The 13,608-nt window shown below is 50.7% G+C and carries 8 protein-coding genes; 6 read left to right on the forward strand and 2 right to left on the reverse strand.

Annotation, left to right across the window (positions count from 1 at the left end; genetic code table 11):
• The first annotated feature begins 114 nt into the window (after window positions 1-114).
• The 3 genes from ACYVK4_RS30840 (at window position 115) to ACYVK4_RS30850 (ending at window position 4,061) form a co-directional block, all read left to right on the forward strand.
• Window positions 115-1,281, forward strand: a complete 1,167-nt coding sequence (locus ACYVK4_RS30840) for a PQQ-binding-like beta-propeller repeat protein (RefSeq protein ID WP_461131441.1) — start codon at window positions 115-117, stop codon at window positions 1,279-1,281.
• A 171-nt stretch (window positions 1,282-1,452) separates the two neighbouring features.
• Window positions 1,453-3,192 carry a gamma-glutamyltransferase gene (gene ggt / locus ACYVK4_RS30845; protein WP_461131442.1) on the forward strand — a complete coding sequence of 580 codons (1,740 nt, stop codon included), beginning with the start codon at window positions 1,453-1,455 and terminating at the stop codon, window positions 3,190-3,192.
• A gap of 230 nt (window positions 3,193-3,422) precedes the next feature.
• A complete protein-coding gene (locus tag ACYVK4_RS30850) occupies window positions 3,423-4,061 on the forward strand; it encodes a YciE/YciF ferroxidase family protein (RefSeq protein ID WP_461131443.1) in 639 nt (212 codons plus the stop codon).
• A 103-nt stretch (window positions 4,062-4,164) separates the two neighbouring features.
• Here the strand turns inward: ACYVK4_RS30850 and ACYVK4_RS30855 are convergent, their stop codons facing one another.
• Complete coding sequence (locus ACYVK4_RS30855; RefSeq protein WP_461131444.1) at window positions 4,165-5,745, reverse strand: amidase family protein; 1,581 nt, start codon at window positions 5,743-5,745, stop codon at window positions 4,165-4,167.
• Between the two features lie 309 nt (window positions 5,746-6,054).
• Here ACYVK4_RS30855 and ACYVK4_RS30860 point away from each other — a divergent pair, with 309 nt between their 5' ends.
• Complete coding sequence (locus ACYVK4_RS30860) at window positions 6,055-7,929, forward strand: M1 family metallopeptidase (RefSeq protein WP_461131445.1); 1,875 nt, start codon at window positions 6,055-6,057, stop codon at window positions 7,927-7,929.
• A 25-nt stretch (window positions 7,930-7,954) separates the two neighbouring features.
• Here the strand turns inward: ACYVK4_RS30860 and ACYVK4_RS30865 are convergent, their stop codons facing one another.
• Window positions 7,955-8,374: a hypothetical protein gene (locus ACYVK4_RS30865; RefSeq protein WP_461131446.1), complete on the reverse strand. Its 420-nt coding sequence runs from the start codon at window positions 8,372-8,374 to the stop codon at window positions 7,955-7,957.
• A 231-nt stretch (window positions 8,375-8,605) separates the two neighbouring features.
• On the opposite strand from ACYVK4_RS30865, the gene ACYVK4_RS30870 reads away from it, so the two are divergent.
• Window positions 8,606-9,841 carry a Bcr/CflA family multidrug efflux MFS transporter gene (locus tag ACYVK4_RS30870; RefSeq protein WP_461131549.1) on the forward strand — a complete coding sequence of 412 codons (1,236 nt, stop codon included), beginning with the start codon at window positions 8,606-8,608 and terminating at the stop codon, window positions 9,839-9,841.
• A gap of 160 nt (window positions 9,842-10,001) precedes the next feature.
• Complete coding sequence (locus tag ACYVK4_RS30875) at window positions 10,002-13,385, forward strand: DEAD/DEAH box helicase (RefSeq protein ID WP_461131447.1); 3,384 nt, start codon at window positions 10,002-10,004, stop codon at window positions 13,383-13,385.
• Window positions 13,386-13,608: the final 223 nt, after the last annotated feature.

A 13,608-nucleotide genomic window follows, 5' to 3' on the forward strand; every position in this document is an offset into this window, starting at 1 on the left:
AAAATTAGACTTAGTGAATTTAAAATAATAATATACCTATAATTTTGTCGAATTATAATAATTTTTAGTTACATTAATACACTTGATTGTCTTAACTGAAATCAGTTTTAGTCAATGGCAATGTGTATTATACCACTTCTACGGATATCTCTGGGATTAATTAGTCTGATCAGTAGTACCATTCTAAGCTCCGCCCAGTCCAGGCAATCTGTATTCATCAGTTCGGACAATGGCGTATTATATGCGCTGGATGCTAACCATGGGCGGTTGAAATGGCAGTATACATTTGACAAAACCCGAATTGAGGCCGCTCCCATTGCCTCAGATGGACTTGTGATTGTAGGCACTTCCTCCGAGGCCGGCGTTTATGCGTTCGATGAACAGACCGGTGCTTTAAAGTGGAAGCAACGTCTTCCGGACGGTCTTATCTTCTCCGCACGAATAGCTAATAAGACTGTTTATGCTCTTGCCAGCCACAAAGCGTTCTGGGATCATAGCGGCAAAAATTACACGACGCTTTACGCATTGGATATGGGCACAGGCACCTTAAAATGGTCGTTTCAGGCAGGCGACCAAATATACAGGGCTGCGTTGTCCAATGCCGATGAAAATTGCCCGCTGGTTTGTGGTGGAACCGTCTATTTCGGGGCCAATGACGGCCAGCTTTATGCCGTTGATAGTCAATCCGGTTCAAAGAAATGGAGCTACCAATCCGGCTTTCCCTTTTACTCAAGTCCTGTCTGGATTGACGGAACCGTGTATGCCGGTGATGCCAATGGCTCACTTCTGGCCATCGACGACTCGACAGGGAAACTAAATTGGAAAATTCACGACGCCTATACTATTCATGCGGGTATTTCGACAGATCGTAAACTCTTATTTGTACCCTATGATGGACCTGCTTCGTTAGTTGCCTACTCCCCGGCCGATGGCTCAAGGCGGTGGCAATTCTCCCCCAACAGTTTTATTGCTTCGGCATCTACTATTGCGAATGGCCTGCTTTATACCAGCTCTGAAGAGGGTACGTTTTATGCATTGGACTGCACGAATGGCGGACTAAAATGGAAAGTTAATTTGTTCGCTACCCGAATTACGACACCTACCATTGTCAATAACATCATATACCTGGGCGGTGGTAATCGCATGTATGCGCTGGATGCTGACACCGGGAAACAGAAATGGACATTTTCCATGAAAGGGAATATCGTTAAAAGTGCCTGCGTCCAACTGGCCGACGGCACTATTTTTAGGGGTCTCGGGGCGGTTCATCCCGATAAGTAGATCCCCGCTCAAAAACGATGTCCTTTTTACGCCTGCATCCGGGATGAAAAAGCAGGAGAAACGCACAAGACAAGTAGATATGGCCCGTCGGCCATCTTAATTGTTACGGGTTGCTCAACGCTGACAGACGCGTTTAATGAGCGTTTCTTTTCACAATCGTCCTGTTTCGGCATGAAAACCGCCATTGCTTATTGTTTAGGGTTCCTGTGGCTCCTCACTTCACCGCTTCACGGGCAACCAACGGGGAAAGGCGACCGGATCACGGGCCCTAACTTCGCCACCCGAAGCCCGATTCTGGCTCGGCATGGCCTGGTGGCAACCAGTCATCCACTGGCGACGCAGATTGCTCTGGACATGTTGAAACAGGGAGGAACGGCGGTAGACGCAGCCATTGCGGCCAATGCAGCGCTCGGCGTAGTTGAACCAAACAATGGTGGTATCGGGGGCGATTTGTTTGCCCTAGTCTGGTCGGCGAAGGACCGTAAGCTGTATGGTCTCAACGCCAGTGGCCGCTCGCCCATGGGCCTGACGTATAAGGAATTACGTAATGTATTAGGAAACCGAACGCAGATACCACTCTATGGACCGCTTTCGGTATCCGTTCCGGGTACGGTTGATGGCTGGTTCACCCTACACCAGCGTTTTGGCAAATTGCCCATGCGCTCCCTGCTCGCACCAAGCATTCGGTATGCACGAGAAGGGGTACCGGTGCCGCAGGTGATCGCCTACTCGTGGCAGGTGGCAGCCGCTCGTTTAGCGGCCAGCGAATCAATTATTCAGGCGTTCGGCAACTTCCGGCATACCTTCCTGACCGACGGCAAAGCCCCCGTAGAAGGGCAGCTGTTCAAAAACCCGGACCTGGCTACGACCTACGAGAAAATAGCGGCCGGGGGGCGTGATGTTTTCTATAAAGGCAGTCTGGCCGATGCTATGGACCGGTATGCCCGTCGGGTTGGCTCATACCTGCGCAAAGCCGATCTGGCCGCTCACAAGAGCACTTGGGTCGACCCGGTTTCGGTGAACTACCGCGGCTACGATGTTTTTGAGTTACCGCCCAATGGACAGGGCATTGCCGTTTTGCAGATGCTCAACATCCTGGAAGGCTACGACCTGAAGAGCCTGGGCCATAACAGTGCCGATTACCTGCATCTGCTGGTCGAAGCCAAGAAGTTAGCCTTCGAAGATCGCGCCAGATACTATGCCGACCCCGCGTTTTCCAACGTACCCGTTAGTGCCCTCCTCTCTAAAGACTATGCCGCCACCCGGCGCAAACAAATTGATATAACGAAAGCGTCTGACCATCTGGATGCGGGGGACCCCACCCTCCGTGCGGGCGACACCGTTTATTTGACCGTGGCTGATGAACAGGGCAACATGGTTTCGCTCATCCAGAGTAACATGCTGGAGTTTGGCAGTGGCCTCGTACCCGATGGTCTGGGGTTTGTTTTCCATAACCGGGGCACCAGTTTTAATCTGGAACCCGCCCATGCCAATGTGTACGCACCGGGCAAACGGCCGTTCAATACGATCATTCCGGGTTTTGTCATGAAGAACGGAGAACCCTTTCTAAGTTTTGGCGTGATGGGGGGTGCCATGCAGCCCCAGGGTCACTTGCAGATACTGTGCAACATCATCGACTTTGGCATGAATGTACAGGAAGCGGGGGATGCAGCCCGGTTCAGCCATTCGGGAAGCAGTGAACCCATTGGTACCCTGATGAACGACGGCGGTAAACTGGCGTTGGAAAGCGGTATTTCTGCCAGCGTTAGAGCCGAACTGGAGAAACGTGGGCACCGCCTGGCATCAACCGATTTTTTTGGCGGTTATCAGGCTATTCAGTGGGACATTTTGAACCGAATTTATCGGGGCGCAACCGAGATGCGCAAAGATGGACAGGCGGCCGGGTATTGACTGGAGCCGGTATAAATATATTTAAGGGTAACTCATAACAATTGCCGGGTAACTAACCGTTTATAGTATAGTGTACGGGGTTAAACAGGGTTAAACATCTACGGCAAATGCCGTAAAACGCCTTACTAAATTCACACAAATTAATTGACAACTACCTGATGATCAACATCTGGTACGTTATTGAGTGATCGTACACCAAAAAATCAGATTACATTTAATTAGTTACTGGAATGGCAAACCTGACAGATCGTATAGCAAGTTTTTTTAGTGGCAATGATTCGAATACCGACGAAGGATTACGGGACTTGTTTATCAGTGAATTGAAGAGCGTTTATTACGCGGAGAAGCGGGCCGTTGATGCGCTGGGTGATCAAGCCGAAGCCAGCACAACCAACGAAGTACGGAATGCGTTACTAACGCACCAGGAGCAGAGTCGCCTTCAGGTAGACCGGCTTGAGGACATCTTCCGGATTATCGGCATCAAAACGGACAATCATCTTTCAGATGCCATCGACGGCCTGATTAGCGATTCCCGGCGGGTTATTTCCGAAACCGAAAAGGGATCGCTGACCCGCGATGCCGGTTTGATTATTGCGGCCCAAAAGATTGAGCACTATGAAATTGCGGCCTATGGATCACTCCTGACGTTGGCCCGTACACTTGACTTTAGCCAGTCGGCAGAATTGCTCGCTCAAACGCTGGAAGAAGAAAAGGAAGAAGACCGCCGGTTAACTATTCTGGCCGAATCCTTTGTGAACAAGCGCTCTAAAGAAGAAGAGGAAAAACACCCCGGTAGCCACCACGAAGGTCGTCATGCGGCCCACAGCCCTGACTCAGACGTTACCCTGGGCGGCCCATTGGGGATTTAATTCTCTCGTACCGAGTGTCAAAATGCCGAACCGTCCGGGTCGGGTGTGCTGAATAGTTCACACCCGACCCGGACGGTTCGGCATTTTGACACTCGGTAGTCTTCTACTGCACCAATACTCTATGCTTTTTTTTCGGTAAGGGCGGTGTGCTCGCCGGAGGCACGCGGTGGTGCGTGGCTTGCTCATAGGCATAGGCCAGTTTAATCAGCGTTGGCTCACTGAACGGCCGGCCGAAGAACTGCAAACCGGCGGGCAGCACGCCATAGGTAAAACCCATCGGTACCGAGAAAGCCGGAAAGCCCGTCGGGGGCGACAGAGCGTTGTTGTTGGTTCCCGAGGGTGTGTTCAGGTCACCGATGAGCCGTGGTGGGTAGCTGAACGAAGGATAGACCAGCACATCGACCTGCGTGGAGTCCATGGCCCGAAGCAATAACCGCCGAAGCCGCTCCCGCAACGCCAGATTTTTCCCCCAGCCTTTATGCGCTTCCGGGGCCAGCGTATCGGCGATAGCATCCATCAAGCCCTTTTCCAGATAAGGATGAAACTGCCGCGATTTAACGATGGACTCCAGTGTTTTATGGGGTGCATTGGGCCCCAGACTGGCCAGATACAAATTAAAGTCGCGTCGTAACTGCGGAATCGTATCGAACGATTTATTGATCGTATCCAGTTCCGGCACCCGAACCGAATCAACGACGATAGCGCCCGCAGCCCGAAGTTCATCAAGGGCTTTGTTGAACAGGGCATACACTTGAGGGTCTGAATTCTTTGACATGACCATCTGCCGAAAAACGCCAATTCGCGCTCCTTTCAAGCCATCCTTGTCCAGAAACTGGCGGTAGGTCTGCGGAATTTTACCTATACTTCGCCTGGTCACCGTATCGGCTTTGTCGTATCCGGCAATGACATCCAGCACCCGAACGGCATCTTCTACCGTTCGGCAAATTGGTCCGCCGGTATCGTTGGTCATCGACAACGGCGCTATTCCATCCCGGCTAACGAGACCCAGTGTTGGCCGAAAACCCACCAGACTCTGGTGCGAAGCCGGTCCGCGAATGGAACTTCCGGTATCCGTTCCCAACCCAATCGCCCCGAAGTTAGCCGCCACCGCAGCGGCCGTCCCTCCACTCGACCCGGCCGTAGTCCGTTTGGTGTCGTAGGGGTTTCGGGAGTAGCCGGGTAAAATTGAACTTACCGAAAACTGCCCCGAAAAGGCAAATTCTGCCAGATTCGATTTGGCGATAATGATGGCACCAGCCTCCCTGATTTTCCGTACCACAAAGGCATCATCAGGCGGAATCGACTTTTTCATGGCCAGCGTGCCGTTGGTTGTGGGCATGTCGTAGGTATCGTAATTGTCTTTTACGATAACCGGGATACCGTGCAGCGGCCCCACCAGTTTACCAGTGGCCTTGTAGAGCGAATCCAGATGCCGGGCTTCGGTCATGGCTTTGGGGTTCACCATGATGATGGCGTTTAGATAAGGCCCCTGTTTATCATAGGCGTCAATTCGGTCAAGGTACAATTGTACGAGTTGAACAGCCGTCAGTTTTCCGGCCTGCATGGCCTCGTGTAAGCCAGTGACCGTGGCTTCCGGAATGGTTTTGGCATTGAATGACTGACCACAAACCACCGTGACCAGAACCGTATAAAGAAGGCAAATACCAAGTAGGCGTTTTTTCATTTAGCAGAATAAACAATAAGCTTGCTGGTGTTACAGTGAGTTTACAGTTTAATATTACGCTTTTCTACCAAACAAATGCACACAAACAAGAATAGTCTAATTTCATATTCCTTTAAACGCGTTTTTGACACGATCAACAGGATATTGATTGGGCGCGTATCCATGGTGATCGTGTAAGCTTTTTGACAACCAGACTCATCAACAACCACTCGGGTTGCCTCCTTTTTTGTAGCTTGCAACCCTGTAATACCGATCGGGGCGGCTGGACATTTCGCCGATCGGTACTACCTCTTCCAGCATCGTATGCCCATGAAACTATTCATTTTCGCTTTTTGCCTGACCATTTTTGCTGAAACTGCCACAGCTCAGGGATTGTACATGCCACGAAACGTGAAGCAGGCCTACCAGAAAGGTACCCGATCGATGGATGGGAGACCCGGAAAGAACTACTGGCAGAATACCGCCCGCTACAACATCACCATTACAGCCACGCCACCCAGCCGTACCATCCGCGGTACCGAAGAGATCACCTATATAAACAATAGCCCGGACACCCTGCGTGCCCTCGTTTTCAAGTTGTTCCTAAACAGCCACCAGCCTGGCGCGGTGCGGCAGTCGCCAGCGTCGGCCGATTATTTAACCTCGGGTATTCACATTGACAAATACACGGAAGGCCGGAACGATAAAATCTGGCGTGATGCCGGGAACGCGACCCAACGACAAATGGCGCTCACCCAGCCATTAATGCCCCGAGACTCTGTTAAGCTTGCGTTCCAATGGCACTACGATGTATCTGTCGAAAGCGGGCGCGAAGGGGTGCTGGATTCAACCACTTTCTTTCTGGCTTATTTCTACCCTCGCATCGCCGTCATGGATGATTATTACGGCTGGGATCGCACCACGTTTACCGAAGCGCAGGAGTTTTACAGCGATTTCAACGAGTACACCCTCACGGTCAACGTGCCAAAAGATTACATCGTTTGGGCTACCGGCGATTTACAGAATGCCAGCGAAGTCCTGCAACCCACCTACGCCAAACGCCTGAGCGAATCCATGCAAACGGATGCCCTTGTTCACGTGGCTACCCTCAACGAATTAATGGCCAAAAACGTAACGACGCAGCAGCCGGTCAACTCCTGGAAATGGAAGGCCAGTTACGTTCCTGATATGGCTCTTTGTATCAGTAACCACTATGTGTGGGATGCGTCGAGCGTGGTGGTCGACAAGAAAACCAATCGCCGATCCAGTGTCCAGGCGGCTTTTCTGGACACGGCCCAGGATTTCCACCAAATGGTTGGCTTTGGTCGGCACGCCCTCGACTGGTTCTCCAACAACCTTCCCGGTATACCCTACCCCTACCCTAAAACAACGATCATTCAGGGATTTGCCGACATGGAATATCCCATGATGGTGAACGATGGCAGCACCAACGACCTGAATTTTTCCCGGTTCGTGGCTGAGCATGAGATTGCCCACACCTGGTTTCCGTTCTACATGGGCATAAACGAAACACGGTACGGGTTCATGGACGAAGGCTGGGTTACGGCCTTTGAGTACCTGATTAGCCAGGCCGATTTAGGGAACGAACAGGCCACGCAGAACTTCCAGATGTTCCGGGTTCGGGGCTGGATAAAGGACCCATCGGCAGAACAGGATCTGCCCATTGTCACCCCGGCCAATGTGCTGAGCGGAGCAGCGATGGGCAATAATGAATACGGGAAAGCTGCCTTGGGCTATCTGGCGCTGAAAGAATTATTGGGGGATGCCGACTTCAAAAAGAGCCTCCACGAATTTATGAGCCGCTGGCACGGAAAACACCCCACGCCCTGGGATATGTTCTACAGCTTCAACAACGCATCGGGTAAAGACCTGAACTGGTTCTGGAACAACTGGTTCTTCAGCACGAACTACATCGACTTTGCCATTCAGAAAGTCGTGACAACCCCAACGCTGTCGACCGTTACCATTCAGAACATTGGCGGGTATGTAGCCCCAATGGATGTGGTTGTGAAATTCACCGACGGCACCTCCCAGACAGTCCACCAGACACCGGCCATCTGGCAGGCCAACCAGCGTTTGGCAGTTGTGAAGATTCCTACGAAGAAGAAGGTAGAATCGATCAGCCTTCAGGGCGGCATTTTCATGGACGCTGATGAGCGCAACAATACCTGGAAAGCGAAATAACGTCAGGCGAACAAGCAGCCTGTGGCTATTTCGTTGCCGTAAAATCAACCACAAAGCCACTGAATGAATACTGACTGACGGTAATGACAGCACCCGTCAGCGTGCCGATTTTAGTCGTACCATCATATAAATCGAAGGAACTGCCCGATTGCCGGAGTTCGATCGTTTTCGTTTGAGCCAGTTTAGTTTCTACCCCTGCGTTATTGATCACGTAAGAAACTGCCATTTTTACGGTGTTCATCGCACTGCCATTTCGAGTAATTACAGCGCTGCCACTACTGATTCCGGCGGTGGGGAAAGGCAGCGTACTAATGATGGTAAATGCTGTTACTTTATAATTACCCACTATATTGGTCAATAAATCAGGCGGTGTAGGAGCTGGAAGTTTGATGCACCCGCCCATATGCACAACCATCAAAACCAACAATACAAATCGCAATCTCATAGACACCTGATAGTAGTAATCTACCTTATTATATAGCACAAAAATAACATATTATAAACTACAAGTTATTATATTTCTTATAAAGAAAATAAAACAAGAGTATACTATGAACTATTGCAGCCACTGATGCCGGCGGCCACTGAATGCGTACCTACCCTAACAACTGGCTCGCCAGCGGGAACAAACATGTACGCTGCCGCGTATTCAATACTGTATCTCTTCCAGGAGTTTATGACTCGCCGACAGCATTTTATTATTATCCTGATCTTAGGGGCTCTTTCTACGATCAGTCCGTTTTCCATTGACATGTACTTGCCGGGTTTTCCGGCTATTGCCAGCGATCTCCACACCTCCATTTCGCAGGTTCAACTTTCCCTAACGGCTTATTTGATCGGTATCTCGGTGGGGCAGCTGTTGTATGGCCCGTTACTGGATCGATTTGGCCGAAAACTACCGCTTTATGCCGGCTTGGTTGTATATGGTATCGCTTCCGTTGGCTGTGCGTTGAGTGCCTCCATCGATATGCTAATCCTGATGCGCCTTTTTCAGGCACTGGGTGGCTGTGTAGGCCTGGTAGCCGCTCAGGCGCTGGTACGGGACCTGTTTCCGGTTAGTCAGATTGCGCAGGTCTTTTCGCTGTTATCGCTGGTCGTAGCCGTTTCACCCATGGTGGCGCCCACCGTTGGGGGCTATGCAACGGTGGCTTTCGGCTGGCATTCGATCTTCGTTATTCTGGCGATCATCACCATCCTGATGCTGATTGGGATTTACTTTGTTTTGCCAAACGGAAAACCGGCCGACACCAGCTTATCGCTGCGGCCAAAAGCCGTCATGGGCAGTTTTTACACTGTCCTGAAGCAGCCTCAATTTCTGACCTATGCGCTGGTGGGCGGTATTGCCACCTCGGCCCCATTTGCGTATCTGGCGGGTTCATCCGACGTGTTCATGAACATTTACCATGTCAGTGCGCAGGAATACGGCTGGATCTTTGCGTTTTTGGCGATCTCCCTGATCGCGCCAACCCAGTTAAATCGATTTCTGCTGAAGCGGTTCAGTAACGAACAGATCATTTTTACGACGCTCATTTATCAAACCGTTGTGGGCCTTTTCCTTGTGCTGGGTACCTGGGCAGGCTGGTATGGTCAATATGGCCTGATCTTGATGCTATTCCTGTTTCTGGGCGGACAGGGTATCACCAACCCCAATGCATCGGCTCTGTCGCTGGCTCCCTTTTCGCGTCATGCGGGCAGTGCAGCCGCCCTGATGGGCAGCTTCCGCATGGGGTTCGGCTCAATCGTTTCGGCCTGCGTTAGTCTGCTGCACAACAACACGGCTATGCCCATGGTGGGTGTCATGACGTTCTGCATCGTTGGTGGCTTACTAGTGCTCTTGATTGGTCAGCGAGTCATTCGCAACCAGTCGAAATCAACAGATATAGACGAGCCAATGGCCGAAGCCCGGTTGTGACTGGCAGGAAAAACGAAAACAAGCCCTCTGGGCGCTGTTTTGACCGATCCAAATCCGTGCTTTTTCAACACACTCTGTGCGAAAAAAAGTAAAAAGCAGCGACTAACGGCCCCGCTAATATTCGTTATTTGCCTGTAGACAACCGGAATCATTATTCATTATGCCACTTCCACCAGATAACCGGAATCCTGACCATGAGTCCTGCGACTATCGCCTGGACGGAGTCACCATTCCTACGCTGACGGATAGTGCTATAGCCCGACATAGTGGCGGTTTTCTGCCAACTACAGATGACTATGCGGGTATTCTGCCGGAGACGATAGAGGTCGATCAGGGTTTGTTTACCAGTGCATCCCGGGTAGCGTATTTCCCGTTTGTTTCCGTTCGGCAGACAGCTGATGCCCTGCTCGTTTCCTGTTCCTGCGATACGCCTAAAGACCAACTGTGCAGCCATCAGGCGCAGGTATTAGCAAGCCTGCTCTGGCGCCGGGAGTTGCGTGTCTTTTTCGACCAGGCGCTGCGCTATGAGGTTATAAAACCGGTGGCTAAAGCGTATGGCCTGGAAAACGAACCCCGGCTCGACGACTTTTTTCAGTTGACTTTCGAGAACAAATCCATTCACATCCGTCCGAAGCGTTCCGAACTTATTCCGTTTTCGCAGTCCGACAGTACTTTACTGAGAGATAGTTTATTACCGAAACCGGCCCGGCAGGCGCCGATGTTTGCGGAATCTGTCCCAACCCAAAAACGGATCGTGGTCTTTACCAAACACCGCTTTTACGATAATTTTTGCCTGGAGCTTTTCGAGTCCGCTACTGCCCGAAACGGGAAACCCAAAAACCCATTGACAGCCCTCCAGCCATTTGAGGTGTTAACAAAAGTGGACAACCTGAAGGACGCGAAGTTTTATTCAGCCATTGCCCAGTTTCAGAATCACCACCGGGCAAAAAACGAAGATACCGACTTGGCCAGCTTACGGCTGGTAACCGAAAATCCGTCAAAACTGGCATTCTATTACCATTCCGGAAGCGTATCGGAGAACATCACAGCTCATTCGCTGGTCCCGATCAGACTGACCCGCCTAACGGCCGACCTTCGGTTAACGGTTCAGCAAATCGACAGTTTTTATGAAGTGTCGGGCGTCATGACCATTAACGGTACAACGCATGGGATACACACATTACCCCTTCGGTACGACTATTTCATCTTGCTGGATGACACCCTGTATTTAATCGACAATCCGGCTTACCGGCGCGTCATTCAGTTCTTCGCCAAAAAGAAGAGTAAAATTGCAGTCCATCAATCCAAATACGATGCCTTTCAGCAAACGGTGCTGGCCGAACTCGAAGATCAGATCTTTATCGACTATGCTTACCTGAAACCGGCTACCCCTGCCCAACTGACCGAAAGCGGATTCGATCAGGAGCGCGAATGCATCATCTACCTGTCCGACTCGGAGAACTACGTGCTCCTGACGCCGGTCATGAAATATGGGAGTGCCGAAGTGCCTGTGCTCTCTAAACGGCAAATTCATTCGGTTGATCGAAAAGGAAAGCCGTTTTCAGTAGCTCGGGACGAAGCGGCCGAAATTCAGTTTACCATGGCCGTCATGCGCCAGCACCCCGATTTCTACGATCAGCCGAATCAGACCTTTTTCTATCTGCATAAAAAACACGTGCTGGATGAGGGCTGGTTTTTAGAGGCCTTCGATGCGTGGCGAAACCAGAATATTAATATCCTCGGCTTCAACACACTGACAAAGAACCGGCTCAACCCGAACAAGGCAAAAGTAGCCGTTACGGTCAGCAGCGGCCTCAACTGGTTCGACACCGAGTTGGGTATCTCCTACGGAAAGCAGACCGTATCGCTGAAGCATTTGCACAAAGCCATTAAGAACCGAAGCCGGTTCGTTACCCTGGATGACGGCACACAGGGGGTGTTGCCCAGCGAGTGGCTCGATCGTTTTTCGGCCTATTTCCAGGCGGGTGAGGTCGTTGGCGAGCGTATCCGAACGCCCAATGTCAATTTTTCGACCATCCGCGAACTGTACGCGGAAGAGGAGTTAATGAACGACGTGAAAGACCGGCTGGCCCTGTTCGCGAAAGGGTTTGGCGACTTCACGTCCATCCAATCCGTGGCCGTACCCGGTGAACTGCAAACGACCCTCCGCGACTATCAGAAAGAGGGGCTCAATTGGCTCAACTTCCTCGATGACCTTGGTTTTGGCGGATGCCTGGCGGATGATATGGGGCTTGGCAAAACGGTTCAGATCATTGCGTTTATCCTGCTCCAGCGAACAAAAAAGCGGGCGGGCGTTAATCTGGTCGTTGTGCCTAAATCGCTGCTGTTCAACTGGCAGGCCGAAGTGGCGAAGTTTGCCCCCAGCCTGAGGATGCACACTTTTTACGGGGCTAACCGAGGGCTGAAAAAGAAGGATTTCGATCAATACGATGTCATCCTCACATCGTACGGCACCCTGTTATCCGAGATTCAGTTTTTAAAAGAATATCCCTTCAACTACATTTTTCTGGATGAGTCGCAGGCGATCAAAAATCCCGAATCGCAGCGGTACCAGGCGGCTCGGCTACTTCAGTCACGCAACCGCATTGTGCTGACCGGAACCCCCATCGAAAACCATACCTTCGATGTATACGGGCAGTTATCGTTTGCCTGCCCGGGCTTGCTGGGTAGTTACAACCACTTCAAGGCGCACTATTCAACGCCCATCGACAAGTTTGATGATTTTCAGCGTGCCCGCGAATTACAGAAAAAGATCAGCCCGTTTATTCTGCGCCGGACCAAACGACAGGTAGCCACCGAACTTCCTGACAAAACAGAAATGGTGCTCCACTGCGATATGGGACCGGAGCAGCGAAGGGTCTATGACGCCTATGAGCGGGAGTTTCGCAACTACCTCCTGACGACCAAAGAAGGGGATATTCCCAGGGCCCGCCTGCATGTGTTGCAGGGCCTTACAAAGTTGCGCCAGATCTGCAACGCGCCGGTCCTGCTCAACGACGACGAATTCTATGGTGATTCGTCGGCAAAGATTGACGTGCTGATGGAGCAGATCGAGAGCAAAGCACCTAACCATAAAATTCTGGTGTTCTCTCAGTTCGTAACCATGCTCGACCTGATTAAAAAAGAACTGGAGACCCGACAGATCGGGTTTGAATACCTGACCGGACAAACAAACAACCGGGCTGCCAGTGTCAATAACTTTCAGGATAACGATACGGTCAGGGTATTCCTGATCAGTTTAAAAGCCGGGGGCACCGGTCTTAATCTAACCCAGGCCGATTACGTTTATCTGGTTGATCCCTGGTGGAATCCGGCCGTCGAAAATCAGGCTATCGACCGGAGTTACCGAATTGGTCAGAAAAAAAATGTTATTGCCGTTCGGCTAATTTGCCCGAATACAATTGAGGAGAAGATCCTGGAACTTCAGGAGACAAAAAAAGAACTGGCCCACAACCTTGTACGGACGGATAACTCCGTTTTAAAATCGTTGTCGAAAGCGGACCTACTACAGTTACTGAGCTGATGCTCATTGCAGCCCGGATAAAAAGGCAAAGTAATTTTGCCCCATCATGCTACCGTTTTTACTCTTCTACATCCTTATATTCAGAATATGTCTAAAATTTAATTATTTAAAAAACTACAAATTCTCTATATTTACACTTTCTTAACATAGATAATAACCAGGTGTCGAATAAGTCAATTTACTAACTTATTATTAATTATAGTTTAAATATATTTACCCCAGA

The organism is Spirosoma aerophilum (assembly GCF_054782495.1).